Consider the following 14481-nt stretch of genomic DNA (forward strand, 5'->3'; position numbering starts at 1 on the left):
GCCGCACCGGAGACGACCGAGGCCGACACCGCGACCAAGCCCCGCCGCACCCGCAAGACCGCGGCGACCACGCCGGACGCCCCCGAAGCCGAGGCCAAGCCGCGCCGCACCCGCAAGACCACGGCAACCGCCGAGGCCACCACGGACACCGCCGAGGCCGCCGAGGCCAAGCCCCGCCGCACCCGCAAGGCCACCACGGCCGCACCGGAGACGACCGAGGCCGACACCGCGACCAAGCCCCGCCGCACCCGCAAGACCGCGGCGACCACGCCGGACGCCCCCGAAGCCGAGGCCGAGGCCAAGCCGCGCCGCACCCGGAAGACGGCAGCCGCCGAGGTCGCCGTCGACGGTGAGGCGGCCACCGCTCCCAAGGCGCGACGGACCCGCAAGGCCGTTGCCGAGGCGGTTGTTCCGGAGATTCCGGCGCAGGCCACCGAGGAGCCCGAGGTCAAGCCCCGGCGCCGGACCCGTAAGGTGACGGCCGCCGTGGAGGCCCCCGAGGCCTGACCAGGCGCCGCGTACGCGGTGACGACGTCCACCGGTCCGATGGCCGGGTCCACGACAGTGGACCCGGCCATCGGCGTTTCCCGCCCCGCAGCCCCCAGCCCGCCCCGCGCCCGGAACCCGCAGTTCATCCCCCCTCCCCCCACCACCCACCCCCGTACACCCGCCCACCTGCCGATAACCTCTCCCCATGAGCAGGCCGCCCACCTTCGTCCCGCCCCCCGGCGCCCGTGCGTACCCGCTGCGAACGGCTCGCGGTGAATTCGCCGTGGTGGACGCTCCCGTGGCCCCCGGTGCGGAGCCCAGGGGCGTCGCGCTGCTGCTGCCGGGGTTCACCGGGAGCAAGGAGGACTTCAACCCGCTGCACGCGCCGCTCGCCGAGCGCGGGTACCGGACCGTCGCCGTGGACGGGCGGGGCCAGTTCGAGTCGGACGGCCCCGCGACGGACGAGTCCGCCTACGCGCAGGAGGAGTTGGCCCGGGACGTGCTCGCGCAGGCGGAGGCGGTCGGCGGCCCGGTGCACCTGCTGGGGCACTCCCTCGGCGGACAGGTCGCGCGCGCGGCCGTCCTGCTCGACCACACGCCCTTCGTGTCGTTCACCCTGATGTCCTCCGGGCCGGCGCAGATCTCGGCGTCCCAGCAGCAGCGCGTGAAGCTGCTCCGGGACGCCCTCGCGGTGCTGAGCATGGCGGAGGTGTGGGAGGCGATCCGGGCGATGGAGCCGCCGGAGGAGACGGACACGCCCGCGCTCGACGCCGGGCTGGACGACCGGGACGACCTGCGGCGCCGCTGGCTGGCCACCAAGCCCGCCCAACTCCTGGCCACCGGACGCCAGTTGTGTACGGAACCGGACCGGGTCGCCGAACTGGCGGCCGTACCGCTGCCGTTCCACGTGCTGTCGGGAGCGCTGGACGACACCTGGCCGCTGCCGCTGCTCGACGAGATGGCCCTACGGCTGGAGGCGCGCCGGACGGTCGTCGAGGGTGCGGAGCACTCGCCCAACACCGACCGCCCCGCGGAGACCGCCCGCGCCCTCGCCGACTTCTGGGACGGCGTCGCCGGGCAGGCCTAGTACTGCGCCTGCAGGTGCTGCCAGAACCCGTCCCGCAGGGCCCGCCGCAGGTCCGCCTGGCCGCGCAGGGAGTACTGGAGCAGCGCCTCGGCCTCGACCAGGAGGTCCTGGTCGACGGAGCCGGGCAGGTAGGGGTGGCCGGGGAAGAGTTCGACCAGCGCTTCACGGCCCCGGGAGGCGAGCCAGCGCGCCGCGATCTGGGCGCCGACGAAGCGGACGTCCTCGCGGGTGGGGCGGTCGCCGCCTGCCGTGTCGTACCCGGCGGCCGTGCGCCGGGAGACGTACGGCTTGAAGAACTCCAGGTCGAACGTGCGCTGACTGTCGACCTCCCAGAGCAGGGGCTCGGCCTGATTGCGGCCCTCGGGCGCCTCGATGCCCCAGAGGTGGACGCGGGCGCCGTAGCCCTGGGCCGCCTCGACCGCCGAGACCAGGTCCTCGTCACCGCCGAGGAGAGCCGCGTCGCTGATCGCGCGGTGGCGGGCGAGTGACTCCAGGTCGGTGCGGATGAGCGAGTCGACGCCCTTCTGCTGGTTGTTGGCGTTGAGGTTGCCGAGGCGGACCTTGACGTCGGGCAGTTCGGCGATGACCTGCTGTTCGGCGGTGTGGATGCGGCGCCGGGCGCCGTCGTACCAGTACACGCGCAGCAGCCGGCTGTCCGCGAAGATCGAGCGGGCCTTGTCGATCAGCGCGTCGATCAGGCCCTCGGCGTCGAGGTCGAAGGCGCGGCGGTCCTCGGTTCCGGCGACCAGCCGGCCGGCGGCCGCGTACAGATAGCCCGCGTCGACGAAGATCGCGTGCGTGGAGGGCGTCTTCGCCACCTCGGCGAGCATGCGTTCGAGCAGCTCGTTCGTACGGGTGATGCGGGCGCCGAGGGCGGCCAGGTCGTCGTTCATTGCCTCCATTGTCCCGGTGGTCACATTCCGAACACAACCGGTCCCGATCCGTCCGGTCCCCGGCCTCGACCGCTCCCGGCCGGTCCCGAACGGTCGACCGTCGCTACCCGGCGGCTTACCAGTCAGTAATTAGTCGTTCGAAAAATTTCTTTAGCGTAGGGAATGTTCGTAACACGGCGCATGTTGACTACGTACGGCGCTGGATACACCAGACGTCACACGAGTAGTTCTCCGCAGGAGGATGACCAGACGAAGGGAGAAGCCCATGCGCTTCGAAATCATGCGACTCGACGAGGTCGACGGCACCGCCGTGGACAGCACCGTCGTGGACGCCGCCTCCGTCAACCGGATCGTTCAGCAGGCCGCCGCCGTCGGGCAGCGCCTGTGGATCCGCCCGGCCGAGACCCCGGCCTCGTAGCCCGCACGGGCACGCGTCACTCAAGCTTTCCGGGGGAGCCGAGCCGTCGTCGGCTCAGCTCCCCCGGATCACCTGAGTGACCCCGTTGATGATCTGCTGCACGGCGATCGCGGACAGCATCATGCCCGCGAGCCGCGTCACCAGGACGACACCGCCGTCCTTGATGACCCGGATGATCAGCAGCGAGTAACGCATCACCAGCCACAGCACGACGTGGATCGCGAGGATCGCGGACCACACCGAGAGCTGCGTGGACACGCTGTCCGCCTTCTGCACGGCGAGGATCACGGACACGATCGCACCGGGCCCCGCCAGCAGCGGCATGCCCAGCGGGACGAGCGCGACGTTGACGTCCTTGGTCTGCTTCGGCTCGTCGGTCTTGCCGGTGAGCAGGTCCAGCGCGATCAGCAGGAGCAGCAGTCCGCCCGCGATCATCAGCGCGGGCACGGACACGTGCAGGTAGTCGAGGATCTGGTGGCCCAGGACGCCGAAGACGGCGATGACCCCGCCCGCCACGCAGACGGCCTGGAAGGCCATCCGCCTCTGCACCTTGGCCGGACGTCCGGCCGTCAGGGCGAGGAAGATCGGCGTGATCCCGGGGGGATCCATGATGACGAAAAGGGTCAGGAACAGGGAGCCGAAGACGGCGATGTCGAACATGGCGGAAGAACAGGCCTTGCGGGAAGAGGATGTACGGGCAGGAACGGGTGAGCCGGCGCTCGGGATCCGGTGACTCGGCGATCCGGATCCGATGGACGGTGACGAGGTGATCAGAAACCGGTCACGTGGCAATCCGGTGATCCGGTGGTGCGGTGATCCGGTGGTGCGGGCGGGCCTCAGGCTCCGCCGGTGCCCGGCACCGGGAACGCGCCCGTCGCCCGCCGGGTGATCTCCCCGTACACCTCGGGGTCGGTCGTGTACGCGCCCAGCGCCACGGTCTTGCGGCTGCCGTGGTAGTCGGAGGAGCCCGTCACCAGCAGTCCCAGCTCCTTCGCCAGGCCCCGCAGGCGCTCCCGGGCGTCGGGGTCGTGGTCCATGTGGTCGACCTCGATGCCGTCGAGACCGGCCGCGGCCATCTCCGCGATGCGGGACTCGGGCACGGTGCGGCCGCGCTTGGCGGCGGCCGGGTGTGCGAACACGCAGACTCCGCCCGCGGCCTTGACCAGCCGGATCGCCTCGAAGGGGTCGGTCTCGTGCTTCTCCACGAAGGCCCGCCCGCCGTCGGCCAGCCACTCCTCGGTGAAGGCGTCGCTCACCGTCGGTACGACACCCAGCTCGACCAGTGCCGAGGCGACGTGCGGGCGTCCCACCGAGCCGCCGGCGGCGATCCGCTCGACCTGCTCCCAGGTGACCGGCACGCCCAGCGTGTTCAGCCGGGCGACCATGCCCTTGGCCCGCGGCACCCGGTCGTCGCGCACCAGCTCGCGCTCGGCGAGCAGAGCGGGCTCCTCCGGGTCGAACAGGTAGGCCAGCATGTGCATCGACACGCCGTCGAGCCGGCACGACAGCTCGGCACCGGTGACCAGCGTCAGCCCCTCGGGCAACGCGGCGATCGCCTCGCCGTACCCACGGGTGGTGTCGTGATCGGTCAGCGCGACGACGTCCAGCCCCGCGGCGGAGGCCTTCCGGACCAGCTCGGCCGGGGTGTCCGTACCGTCGGACGCCGTGGAGTGACAGTGCAGATCGATACGCACGCTGACTCCAGGCGGGGCGACGGAAGAAGGGGACACCTAAGGATAGCGGTGTTTTCCACACCGCCTGTCACACCCGCAACCCCGGAGCGCCCCCTACGACAACCGACCAAGGGGCGCGGGAAACTGCGCGGCCGGCCACAGTGCCCGCAGCCGCGCACGGGCGGCACCCGGCACCCCCGTGGCGCTACGGCCGGAGCAAGCGCGGCGACAACGCTCCGCAGGGCACCAGGTCTATCTCCGCCCCCGCGTCCCGCAGATCGGTCAGCACCAGCTCGTCGTACATGAGCAAGCCCGACTGCTCCGGCCACATCACCGCCCACAGCCACATCCCGAGCGCCTCGCCGGCGAAGACGGCGCGGTCGTCGGGGGCGCGGTAGACGTGCCAGAGCGGGGTCGGCCGGCCCGCGGCCAGCACCTTGGCCTGCGGCGGCTTCTCGACGTTCATGTACGACCCGGGGTCGGGGCCGTCGATGCCGGCGTAGCGCGCACCGAGGCCCACGCCCAGTTCCTCGGCGATCAGGATCATCTCGCCGGGGCCGCCGAGCGGGCCGGGGCCCGAGCAGGCCACCGCGGTCGCGCGGCCGCCGCTGCGGTCGTCACCGGCGTACGCCACCCCGGTGAACAGCCAGCCCACGGGCAGCGGCCACGGCATCCACACCGGCACCTGCGTGCGGTGCACCACGACGTTGAGCGCCTCGACGCTGGGCGGGATCACGGGCTGCAGCGGATACACCGTGCCGTGCACATCGCACTGCCACGCATCGGCGAAGAGTCCGGGAGCCCTGACCCGGCCACCGCACTTCGGGCAACTGGGTTCGCCCCTCATAGGGCTCCACGGTCCTACCCCTGCCCGCCCACGTCAAGGACGATCACCCGTCCGGACGGAAGACCCGGCCATGTGCCCTACGGGGTCCACGCGAACGGCGATAGATGCATCTTGCATTATTTAGCTGAGCTAACTTACTATGTGCATAACCCAACTATCTGATCGGCCCCTACGTGAGGACGGGAGAAGCACATGGACCCCTTCGAGGCGGGAGCCGGACGTCTCCTGCGACAGCCCAAGGCGGTCTGGGCCACGGCGGGCGCCTCCGTCGTCGCCTTCATGGGCATCGGTCTCGTCGACCCGATCCTGCCGTCGATCGCCCAGGGCCTGCACGCCACCGCCGGCCAGGTGTCACTGCTCTTCACCTCGTACTTCCTGATCACCGCCGTCGCGATGCTGCTGACCGGCTTCGTCTCCAGCCGCGTCGGCGGCCGGAAGACCCTGCTGCTCGGCCTCGCCTTCGTGGTCGTCTTCGCGGGCCTCGCCGGAACGTCGGACACGGTCGGCCAACTCGTCGGATTCCGTGCGGGCTGGGGACTCGGCAACGCGCTGTTCGTGTCGACCGCCCTCGCCGTCATCGTCGGCGCGGCGGCCGGGGGCAGCGCGGCGGCGATCCTGCTGTACGAGTCCGCGCTCGGACTCGGCATGGCCTGCGGCCCGCTGCTCGGCGCGGTCCTCGGCGACATCAGCTGGCGCTACCCCTTCTTCGGCACGGCCACGCTGATGGCGATCGGCTTCCTGTGCATCACGGCGTTCCTCAAGGAGCAGCCGAAGCCGGCCCGACGGACCTCGGTCCTGGACCCCTTGAAGGCCCTCGGCCACGGCGGCCTGGCCTCGGCGGCGGTCTCGGCGTTCTTCTACAACTACACGTTCTTCACCGTGCTGGCCTTCACACCGTTCGTGCTGGACATGACGCCGTACCGCTCGGGCGCGGTGTTCTTCGCCTGGGGTGTGCTGCTCGCCCTCTTCTCGGTGATCGTGGCCCCGCGCCTGCAGGCCCGCCTCGGCTCGCTGAAGGTGCTCGGCGGCTCGCTGGTCCTGCTCGGCGCGGACGTGCTCGTACTCGGCTACGGCGACCACACCACGGCCGTCGTCTGCACGATCCTCTCCGGCGCGTTCATCGGCGTGAACAACACCGTGTACACCGAGCTGGCCCTCGGCGTGTCGGACGCGCCGCGCCCGGTGGCGAGCGCCGGCTACAACTGCGTCCGCTGGTTCGCCGCGGCCGCCGCGCCCTACTTCGCGCCCAAGATCGAGGAGTGGACCGACCTCCACGTCCCGTTCGTGGTCGCGGCCGTCACGGCGGTGCTGGGCGCGCTCGTCGTCGTCGTACGGCGCAAGGCCCTCACCCTCCACCCAGTTCTCGACGTTCTCGAATCCGATCGAACAGAGGGGACCCCCATGGCGCAGGAGCCGGAGCCGGCGCACGCCACCGAGGACGGGGTCGGCGTCTTCGCCGACTGACCGGGCCGCCGGCCAGCGGGATCGCCGGCTGACCGGACCGCCGGCCGACCGATCCTCAACTGACCGGATCCCGCCTTGCGTTGGTGAGATCGGTCACTCGGGCGTCAGTCCAGCGGGGCGGACCGGCGGGCCGGGTCCCTCAGGTCCGTCCCGCTCGCCAGCCAGCGCTCCTGGAGGGCCTGGGCGCCGTGCACCCGCTTCCAGGCGGCCTCGTTCGGGGTCATCGGCAGCAGCGGCAGGAACCGTACGGGGTCCATCGGGGCGTCCAGCTCCAGGTCCTCCACCAGCCCGCCGGGCTCGCCCACCAGCACCGAGGTGAAGGGGGCGCCGGGCCACAGCGGCTCACCCACGTCCAGCGAGGCGCCCGGGGCCACCACCAGCCCCTCCACCTGAGGCGTCGCGGCCAGCACGGCGAGCGGACGGAGCACCTTGTCGGTGTCGGCGAGGCCCGCGCGGACGGACAGGACCAGTTCGGCGCGGGGGCCCTCGACCGGGTCGGCGACCATCGCCGTCGGGTCCGCCATGGGGTGCTGCGACATGCCGAGGGTGGCGTACCGGACGACGTCCCCCTCCTGGAAGCGGAGCACCTCGATGCGGTCCGTGCCGAGGAAGGTGACCGCGGCACGGGCGTCCGGTTCGCCCAGCGCGGTGGTCAACCGGGCCTCGACCAGAGGAAGAACATCAGCCATGGGCCGAGCATAGAACTCGTCAGTAGCGGGCAAAGCGGCGCCTTGACAGTACGGGCGGCTGGTACTCTGAGCCGGTGGTTCGGGGCAGCACGCGAAGCGTCGCTATCAGGTCCCGACGCCGATGAGACTCCCTTACGAGGGACCGGCCGGAGGAGGTGGGGCTGTCATGGATCGAAGTCGACCGTGCAGTACCACTCGCTCTTCCGGCTGCTGACGTAGTTACCGGCTGGCCGCCGCCTTCCTTTGCGCATCGTCGTGCGGAAGAGCACTTCGTTTCGCCCTGCCTGATCTGCCTGATCCGCATCAGTTCTGCATCAGCAGCGCAGTCGCCACCGCAACGGTGCGGTGCTCCCCGCTTTGTGGACGTGCCGGACGTACGCACAACAGGACGTCCCCATTCCGGGTAGTTCCACCCGTTGCCGCGCGCATTCGCTGCCCGCCCGCGAAGGAGCCTGCCCATGTCGATGATCCGCGACCTGCGCGCCGTGGTCCGCCCGTCGTACCGTGTCTCGCTGCGCAAGGACACCAGCCCGTCCTACGACACCACCCGCGCCCCCGGCACGCCCTCGGCCGTCGTCGACTGCGCCGTCTACCGCGACGGCGCCCGCGTGAGCGCCGGCCCGCTCACCCCGCACGAGGCGATGCGGCTGGTCCGCCGCGACGGCGGCTTCGTCTGGATCGGGCTGCACGAGCCGACCGAGGCCGAATTCGCCGGTATCGCCAGTGAGTTCGGGCTGCACCCGCTGGCCGTGGAGGACGCGGTCCAGGCCCACCAGCGGCCGAAGCTGGAGCGCTACGACGACTCCCTGTTCACCGTCTTCAAGACCATCCACTACGTCGAGCACGACCGGCTCACCGCGAACAGCGAGGTCGTGGAGACCGGCGAGGTCATGTGCTTCACCGGCCGGGACTTCTTCATCACCGTCCGGCACGGCGGCCAGGGCTCGCTGCGCGCCCTGCGGCACCGCCTCCAGGACGACCCGGAGCTGCTCGCCAAGGGCCCCTCGGCGGTGCTGCACGCCATCGCCGACCACGTCGTGGACGGCTACATCGCGGTCGCCGACGCGGTCCAGGACGACATCGACGAGGTGGAGACCGAGGTCTTCTCGCCCGGCCGCAAGGGCGGGGTCTCGCGCGGTGTGGACTCGGCGCGGATCTACCAACTCAAGCGCGAGGTGCTGGAGTTCAAACGCGCGGTGGCTCCGCTGCTGCGGCCGATGCAGCTGCTGAGCGAGCGTCCGATGCGGCTGATCGACCCGGACATCCAGAAGTACTTCCGGGACGTCGCCGACCACCTGGCACGGGTCCAGGAGCAGGTCATGGGCTTCGACGAACTCCTCAACTCCATCCTCCAGGCCAATCTCGCCCAGGCGTCCGTCGCGCAGAACGAGGACATGCGCAAGATCACCGCGTGGGCGGCCATCATCGCCGTACCCACGATGGTGTGCGGGGTCTACGGCATGAACTTCGACCACATGCCCGAGCTGCACTGGAAGTACGGCTACCCGGTGATCATGGGCGTCACGGTCGCCCTGTGTCTGGGCATCCACCGCACGCTGAAGCGCAACGGCTGGCTGTGAGCCGGCCGGTACGGCCTGGTTAGGCTGGGGCGCATGACAAGCGAGCTGCTCGACCGGGCCCTCATCGAGGAGGCCTCGAAGAAGTCCGGCCTGATCTGGGTCAGGGGCGCCGGTGCGCCGGCCGCGCGTGCGCTGTGGCACGTGTGGCACGAGGGCGCGGTGTGCGTGGTCGGCGACGGTCCCGGGGAGCAGCCGCTGGAGGGTCTGACCGACGGCGGCTCCGCCGAGGTGAGCGTGCGCAGCAAGGACAAGGGGGGCCGGCTGGTGACCTTCCCGGTGACCGTGTCCGAGCTGGCGTCCGGCTCCGAGCAGTGGGAGGCGGCCGTCGCCGAGCTGAAGGGCAAGCGGCTGAACGCCCCCGACGGCGAGCGGATGCCGGCCCGCTGGGCGCGCGAGTGCCGGGTGCTCCGCCTGGTACCGACGGGGCCGGTGGCCCCGCTGCCCACCGGCGACCTCGCCGAGTCCCCCGTGCCGACCCCCGCGACCACCCGCGCACCGGTCCCGGCGGGCCTGCCGAAGCTGCTGCTCAAGCGCCGTAAACGGAAGTGACATGAGCGGCGGCGAGTGAGGTGAGCGGCGGGCAGGCGTGAGCGGCCGGGGCCGGGAGAAGCCCGGCACCGCCGGTCCGCACCGGGCGGGACGAGCGCCGTCGCGGCGGCCATGGGGCGCCCACGGTGCCGACCCCGCCCGCGGTCCCCGCCCGCGGCTGCCGCAGCCGTCGCCATGGCCATAGCCGTCGCCGTCGCCGTCGCCGCAGCGGTCAGGCTCGACTGCAGGCATCAGCCGCGACGCCGGTGGCCGGGCTACGACGTCGGCAGTTGCTTGCCGTAGTCCACCGTGTCCGACCTGGCCGGCTCCCGGACGGTGAAGCTCTTGCCCCAGTCCGAGAAGCGGAGCGTCCCCGCGTGGCCGGCGCGGACCAGGCGGAGGGGGTAGGGGGTGCCCTGGAGGGAGACGTCCAGCGTGCCGCCGGAGCCGTCGTCGCCGGTGATGCGGATCGTGCGGGTACCCGCCTCGTCGTGGTGGCCCTCCGTGGCCAGCGTGCCGTGCAGCGTCAGCAGACCATCGAGGAGGACGTCCTTGTCCGTGAAGCCGCTGAACTTCTTGTACGCGGGATCGCCCTGCGGCACCTTCACATACTTGCCGTCCAGCTTGCCGGTGGCGCCGTCGCTGCCGTCCGCGTGGTTCCAGAAGCCCGCGTCGGCCTTGAGGTACAGCTCCCGCCCGAGCCGCAGCAGCTTGAACGTCGCTCCCCCGGAGGTCACCGACCCGGTGCCCCCGTCGGCCTTGAGCTGCATGTCCAGGCGGTACGTACGGCCGCTGGTGACCACGGTCCCGGAGAGCCGTACGGCGGAGGCCGCGTCCGCGGCGGCCCGGGTCTTCGCCTGGATCTTCGCGGCGGGCAGCTTGCCCACCCCGTTGGTCCCCGCGTCCGGGTCGTCACCGCCGCACCCCGACAGCACCATCGCTCCCGTCACGGCCAGCGCGCAGGTCGCGGTCACCAGCGTGGTCCGGCGGCTACGGCCCGGGGGAATCGCAGTCACAGGTGGGGTCGCCTTTCTGACGGTTCCTGAGCGGCGTACCGCAGGGTACCGGTGCCCCGCCCGCCCGGCGGAGCCAGTCCGTCCGGACCGCCCACCAGGGCGTATCGGAACAGGACGGGCTAGCCTGAAGCGCACCCGTGCGGGCATATCTGAGCAACTCACACGATCCCCACGCAAAGGAAGCACAGTCATGGCAGCCGGCGCCCCCCGGATCTTCGTCTCGCACCTCGCCGGGGTCCCCGTCTTCGATCCGGCCGGCGACCAGGTGGGCCGCGTACGCGATCTGGTCGTCATGCTGCGCGTGGGCCGCAAGCCCCCGCGCGTCCTCGGGCTGGTCGTCGAACTGTCCACCCGGCGGCGCATCTTCCTGCCCATGACCCGGGTCACCGGCATCGAGTCCGGCCAGGTCATCACCACCGGCGTGGTCAACGTCCGGCGCTTCGAGCAGCGGCCCACCGAGCGGCTGGTCTTCGGCGAGCTGCTGGACCGGCGCGTGACCCTCGTGCAGACCGGCGAGGAGGTCACCGTCCTCGACGTGTCCGTGCAGCAGCTGCCCGCCCGCCGGGACTGGGAGGTCGACCGTGTCTTCGTCCGCAAGGGCAGGAAGGGCGGCGCCTTCCGGCGGGCGAAGGGCGAGACGCTGACCGCCGAGTGGTCGGCCGTCACCGGGTTCTCCCTGGAAGAGCACGGACAGGGCGCCGAGAGCCTGCTCGCCACCTTCGAACAGCTGCGCCCCGCCGACCTCGCCAACGTCCTGCACCACCTCTCCCCGAAGCGGCGGGCGGAGGTGGCCGCCGCCCTGGACGACGACCGGCTCGCCGACGTACTGGAGGAGCTGCCGGAGGACGACCAGATCGAGATCCTCGGCAAGCTGAAGGAGGAGCGCGCGGCGGACGTGCTGGAGGCGATGGACCCGGACGACGCGGCCGACCTGCTCGCCGAACTCCCGGAGGAGGACAAGGAGCGGCTGCTGAGCCTGATGCAGCCCTCCGACGCCGCCGACATGCGCCGTCTGATGTCCTACGAGGAGCACACCGCCGGCGGTCTGATGACGACGGAGCCCATCGTGCTGCGGCCCGACGCCACCGTCGCCGACGCGCTCGCCCGGGTCCGCAACCCCGACCTGTCCCCCGCGCTCGCCGCCCAGGTGTACGTCTGCCGCCCGCCCGACGAGACCCCGACCGGCAAGTACCTGGGCACCGTCCACTTCCAGCGGCTGCTGCGCGACCCTCCGTACACGCTGGTCAGCTCGCTGGTCGACGACGATCTCCAGCCGCTGTCCCCGGACGCGTCCCTGCCGATCATCGCCGGGTTCTTCGCCACGTACGACATGGTGGCGGCGCCCGTGGTGGACGAGTCCGGGTCGCTGCTCGGCGCGGTGACCGTGGACGACGTACTGGACCACATGCTCCCCGACGACTGGCGGGAGACGGAGTTCCACCTGGAAGAAGGGCTCGACCACGGAGAGGGGGCGGCCACGCATGGCTCCTGAGCGCGAGACCGCGACCCGCGAGCGTCATCCGGCGGGTGCCACGGCCGCCGGCCGGCCCCGGGCCACCCGGCTGGACCAGCCGCGTGCGCCGCGCCACCGGTTCCTGCCCGAGTGGGACCCGGAGGCCTTCGGCCGGCTGTCGGAGAAGATCGCCCGGTTCCTGGGGACGGGACGCTTCATCGTCTGGATGACGGTCGTCATCATCATGTGGGTGGTGTGGAACGTCGCCGCGCCCCGCCATCTGCGCTTCGACGAGTACCCCTTCATCTTCCTCACCCTGATGCTGTCCCTCCAGGCGTCCTACGCGGCCCCGCTGATCCTGCTCGCGCAGAACAGGCAGGACGACCGGGACCGGGTCAACCTGGAGCAGGACCGCAAGCAGAACGAGCGGTCCATCGCCGACACGGAGTACCTGACCCGGGAGGTCGCCGCGCTGCGCACGGGCCTGGGCGAGGTGGCCACCCGCGACTGGATCCGCTCGGAACTCCAGGACCTCGTCAAGGAGCTGGAGGAGCGCCGCCGTCACGACGGGCACCCCGGCCACGTCGTATTCCCGGCGGAACGGGCAGAACATCCGCCGGGACGTGACACAGACGACCGTTGAGGGGCATCCCGGACGCCCCTCGGCGCGCCGTACCATCGTCCTTATGGCTACGGAAGACGCGGTGCGCGAGGCACTGGCGACGGTGAACGACCCCGAGATCAACCGCCCGATCACCGAACTCGGGATGGTCAAATCGGTGGAGATCGGCGCGGACGGAGCGGTCGCCGTCACCGTCTACCTGACGGTGTCCGGCTGCCCGATGCGCGACACCATCACCCAGCGCGTCACCGAGGCGGTCTCCCGGGTCGACGGCGTCACCCGCGTCGACGTCACCCTGGACGTGATGAGCGACGAGCAGCGCAAGGAGCTGGCGGCGGCCCTGCGCGGCGGCCAGGCCGAGCGCGAGGTCCCCTTCGCCAAGCCGGGCAACCTCACCCGGGTCTACGCGGTCGCCTCCGGCAAGGGCGGCGTCGGCAAGTCCTCGGTGACGGTGAACCTGGCGGCGGCGATGGCCGCCGACGGCCTGAAGGTCGGTGTCGTGGACGCCGACATCTACGGCCACAGCGTGCCGCGCATGCTGGGCGCCGACGGCCGGCCCACCCAGGTCGAGAACATGATCATGCCGCCGTCCGCGAACGGCGTGAAGGTCATCTCCATCGGCATGTTCACCCCGGGCAACGCGCCGGTCGTCTGGCGCGGCCCGATGCTGCACCGCGCGCTCCAGCAGTTCCTCGCCGACGTCTACTGGGGCGACCTCGACGTCCTCCTGCTGGACCTCCCGCCCGGCACGGGTGACATCGCCATCTCCGTGGCCCAGCTGGTGCCGAACGCCGAGATCCTGGTCGTGACGACCCCGCAGCAGGCGGCGGCCGAGGTCGCCGAGCGCGCCGGGTCCATCGCGGTCCAGACCCACCAGAAGATCGTCGGCGTGGTCGAGAACATGTCCGGCCTGCCCTGCCCGCACTGCGGCGAGATGGTCGACGTCTTCGGCACGGGCGGCGGGCAGCTGGTCGCCGACGGCCTCACCCGCACCACGGGCGCGACGGTCCCGGTCCTCGGCAACATCCCGATCGACGTCCGCCTCCGCGAGGGCGGCGACGAGGGCAAGCCGGTGGTCCTGACCGACCCGGACTCCCCGGCGGGCTCCGCGCTGCGCGCGATCGCCGGCAAGCTGGGCGGACGGCAGCGGGGGCTTTCGGGGCTGTCGCTGGGGATCACACCGAAGAACAAGTTCTGAGAACCCGGGTTCCTGCGACTTCCCGCTTCCTACCCAGAGGCGCCGTCTTCCGTGGACGGCGCCTCACGCGCGTCCGCGTGCCCCGGGCAGAGTTCGAGCTTGGTGCACAGCAGGACCTCCTGGTAGGCGCCGCCCGCGGGCCCGCCGCCCGGCTCCCGGTCGGCATGGGGCACGAACCGCCACTGTGACGCCTTGGCGTGCCGGGTCCGGTCCGCCTTCTCCACGTGGACGTGGAGCGTGCGGGCCCCGGGGTCGTTCGTCTCCACCAGCACCTCGTCGGCGCCGAGCGGGAAGTGGTCGTGCAGCAGACACAGGCCGAAGCGGTCGAGGTTCCCGTGCCTGGCCAGCACCTCCACCAGATCCCGGACGAACTCCGCGTCCCCAGGGCCCAGCCCCTCGGCCTCCTCGAAGCGGGGAAGCGGGCGCCTCGGAGCGGAAACGTTTATGTCGGCCATAACCCCTCCGTCAAATAGTTGACGGTCATCGGATTCCATTATCAGCCACCGACTTTTTTCCCGCAACTC

General features: G+C 71.5%; 15 protein-coding genes and 1 pseudogene. 9 read left to right on the forward strand and 7 right to left on the reverse strand.

Annotation, left to right across the window (positions count from 1 at the left end):
- Positions 1–507, forward strand: a pseudogene (locus ACZ4VF_RS16550) (DEAD/DEAH box helicase); the annotation flags it as partial.
- Positions 508–694: 187 nt separating this feature from the next.
- On the forward strand, positions 695–1576 hold the full coding sequence (locus ACZ4VF_RS16555) for an alpha/beta fold hydrolase (RefSeq protein ID WP_467926601.1): 882 nt from the start codon (positions 695–697) through the stop codon (positions 1574–1576).
- On the opposite strand, the gene ACZ4VF_RS16560 is transcribed toward ACZ4VF_RS16555, so the two are convergent.
- Positions 1573–2478 carry an NYN domain-containing protein gene (locus tag ACZ4VF_RS16560; protein WP_467926602.1) on the reverse strand — a complete coding sequence of 302 codons (906 nt, stop codon included), beginning with the start codon at positions 2476–2478 and terminating at the stop codon, positions 1573–1575. The two genes, ACZ4VF_RS16555 and ACZ4VF_RS16560, sit on opposite strands and share 4 nt — an antisense overlap.
- 256 nt (positions 2479–2734) lie before the next feature.
- On the opposite strand from ACZ4VF_RS16560, the gene ACZ4VF_RS16565 reads away from it, so the two are divergent.
- The gene (locus ACZ4VF_RS16565) at positions 2735–2887 is read left to right on the forward strand and encodes a hypothetical protein (RefSeq protein WP_171153060.1); all 153 of its coding nucleotides are present in this window, start codon (positions 2735–2737) and stop codon (positions 2885–2887) included.
- 54 nt (positions 2888–2941) lie between these two features.
- Here ACZ4VF_RS16565 and ACZ4VF_RS16570 read toward each other — a convergent pair whose 3' ends face one another.
- From ACZ4VF_RS16570 to ACZ4VF_RS16580, 3 genes are all read right to left on the reverse strand, one after another.
- Entirely contained in the window at positions 2942–3547 is a 606-nt protein-coding gene (locus tag ACZ4VF_RS16570) for a MarC family protein (protein ID WP_467926604.1), read from the reverse strand.
- Between the two features lie 176 nt (positions 3548–3723).
- Entirely contained in the window at positions 3724–4581 is an 858-nt protein-coding gene (locus tag ACZ4VF_RS16575; RefSeq protein WP_467926605.1) for a PHP domain-containing protein, read from the reverse strand.
- Between the two features lie 184 nt (positions 4582–4765).
- Positions 4766–5407: a DUF6758 family protein gene (locus tag ACZ4VF_RS16580; protein WP_467926606.1), complete on the reverse strand. Its 642-nt coding sequence runs from the start codon at positions 5405–5407 to the stop codon at positions 4766–4768.
- A gap of 192 nt (positions 5408–5599) precedes the next feature.
- Between ACZ4VF_RS16580 and ACZ4VF_RS16585 the strand changes: the two genes are divergently transcribed.
- On the forward strand, positions 5600–6871 hold the full coding sequence (locus tag ACZ4VF_RS16585) for an MFS transporter (RefSeq protein ID WP_467926607.1): 1272 nt from the start codon (positions 5600–5602) through the stop codon (positions 6869–6871).
- 104 nt (positions 6872–6975) lie between these two features.
- On the opposite strand, the gene ACZ4VF_RS16590 is transcribed toward ACZ4VF_RS16585, so the two are convergent.
- Entirely contained in the window at positions 6976–7560 is a 585-nt protein-coding gene (locus ACZ4VF_RS16590) for a suppressor of fused domain protein (RefSeq protein ID WP_467926609.1), read from the reverse strand.
- A 458-nt stretch (positions 7561–8018) separates the two neighbouring features.
- On the opposite strand from ACZ4VF_RS16590, the gene ACZ4VF_RS16595 reads away from it, so the two are divergent.
- Together ACZ4VF_RS16595 and ACZ4VF_RS16600 are read left to right on the forward strand one after the other, a co-directional pair.
- The gene (locus tag ACZ4VF_RS16595; protein ID WP_467926610.1) at positions 8019–9140 is read left to right on the forward strand and encodes a magnesium and cobalt transport protein CorA; all 1122 of its coding nucleotides are present in this window, start codon (positions 8019–8021) and stop codon (positions 9138–9140) included.
- Positions 9141–9173: 33 nt separating this feature from the next.
- The gene (locus ACZ4VF_RS16600; protein WP_467926611.1) at positions 9174–9689 is read left to right on the forward strand and encodes a hypothetical protein; all 516 of its coding nucleotides are present in this window, start codon (positions 9174–9176) and stop codon (positions 9687–9689) included.
- Positions 9690–9943: 254 nt separating this feature from the next.
- Here ACZ4VF_RS16600 and ACZ4VF_RS16605 read toward each other — a convergent pair whose 3' ends face one another.
- A complete protein-coding gene (locus ACZ4VF_RS16605) occupies positions 9944–10684 on the reverse strand; it encodes a hypothetical protein (protein ID WP_467926612.1) in 741 nt (246 codons plus the stop codon).
- A gap of 190 nt (positions 10685–10874) precedes the next feature.
- On the opposite strand from ACZ4VF_RS16605, the gene ACZ4VF_RS16610 reads away from it, so the two are divergent.
- Genes ACZ4VF_RS16610 through ACZ4VF_RS16620 form a run of 3 tightly spaced genes read left to right on the forward strand, consistent with a single transcriptional unit; the run spans position 10875 to position 13957 of the window.
- Positions 10875–12176, forward strand: coding sequence for a magnesium transporter MgtE N-terminal domain-containing protein (locus ACZ4VF_RS16610; protein ID WP_467926614.1), 1302 nt, complete (start codon positions 10875–10877; stop codon positions 12174–12176).
- Complete coding sequence (locus ACZ4VF_RS16615) at positions 12166–12780, forward strand: DUF1003 domain-containing protein (RefSeq protein WP_467926615.1); 615 nt, start codon at positions 12166–12168, stop codon at positions 12778–12780. Before ACZ4VF_RS16610 ends, ACZ4VF_RS16615 begins: the two co-directional genes overlap by 11 nt.
- 43 nt (positions 12781–12823) lie before the next feature.
- Positions 12824–13957 carry an Mrp/NBP35 family ATP-binding protein gene (locus tag ACZ4VF_RS16620; protein ID WP_467926616.1) on the forward strand — a complete coding sequence of 378 codons (1134 nt, stop codon included), beginning with the start codon at positions 12824–12826 and terminating at the stop codon, positions 13955–13957.
- Between the two features lie 29 nt (positions 13958–13986).
- Here ACZ4VF_RS16620 and ACZ4VF_RS16625 read toward each other — a convergent pair whose 3' ends face one another.
- Positions 13987–14412 carry a hypothetical protein gene (locus ACZ4VF_RS16625; protein ID WP_467926617.1) on the reverse strand — a complete coding sequence of 142 codons (426 nt, stop codon included), beginning with the start codon at positions 14410–14412 and terminating at the stop codon, positions 13987–13989.
- Between the last annotated feature and the right edge of the window lie 69 nt (positions 14413–14481).

Source organism: Streptomyces sp. NPDC029151 (assembly GCF_055564315.1).

Bases quoted from the DNA above. Each gene is read 5' to 3' on its own strand.
- ACZ4VF_RS16595 (WP_467926610.1), top strand. From the start codon at position 8,019: ATGTCGATGATCCGCGACCTGCGCGCCGTGGTCCGCCCGTCGTACCGT.
- ACZ4VF_RS16600 (WP_467926611.1), top strand. From the start codon at position 9,174: ATGACAAGCGAGCTGCTCGACCGGGCCCTCATCGAGGAGGCCTCGAAG.
- ACZ4VF_RS16625 (WP_467926617.1), bottom strand. From the start codon at position 14,412: ATGGCCGACATAAACGTTTCCGCTCCGAGGCGCCCGCTTCCCCGCTTC.
- ACZ4VF_RS16610 (WP_467926614.1), top strand. From the start codon at position 10,875: ATGGCAGCCGGCGCCCCCCGGATCTTCGTCTCGCACCTCGCCGGGGTC.
- ACZ4VF_RS16580 (WP_467926606.1), bottom strand. From the start codon at position 5,407: ATGAGGGGCGAACCCAGTTGCCCGAAGTGCGGTGGCCGGGTCAGGGCT.
- ACZ4VF_RS16585 (WP_467926607.1), top strand. From the start codon at position 5,600: ATGGACCCCTTCGAGGCGGGAGCCGGACGTCTCCTGCGACAGCCCAAG.
- ACZ4VF_RS16620 (WP_467926616.1), top strand. From the start codon at position 12,824: ATGGCTACGGAAGACGCGGTGCGCGAGGCACTGGCGACGGTGAACGAC.
- ACZ4VF_RS16555 (WP_467926601.1), top strand. From the start codon at position 695: ATGAGCAGGCCGCCCACCTTCGTCCCGCCCCCCGGCGCCCGTGCGTAC.
- ACZ4VF_RS16590 (WP_467926609.1), bottom strand. From the start codon at position 7,560: ATGGCTGATGTTCTTCCTCTGGTCGAGGCCCGGTTGACCACCGCGCTG.
- ACZ4VF_RS16565 (WP_171153060.1), top strand. From the start codon at position 2,735: ATGCGCTTCGAAATCATGCGACTCGACGAGGTCGACGGCACCGCCGTG.
- ACZ4VF_RS16560 (WP_467926602.1), bottom strand. From the start codon at position 2,478: ATGGAGGCAATGAACGACGACCTGGCCGCCCTCGGCGCCCGCATCACC.
- ACZ4VF_RS16570 (WP_467926604.1), bottom strand. From the start codon at position 3,547: ATGTTCGACATCGCCGTCTTCGGCTCCCTGTTCCTGACCCTTTTCGTC.
- ACZ4VF_RS16615 (WP_467926615.1), top strand. From the start codon at position 12,166: ATGGCTCCTGAGCGCGAGACCGCGACCCGCGAGCGTCATCCGGCGGGT.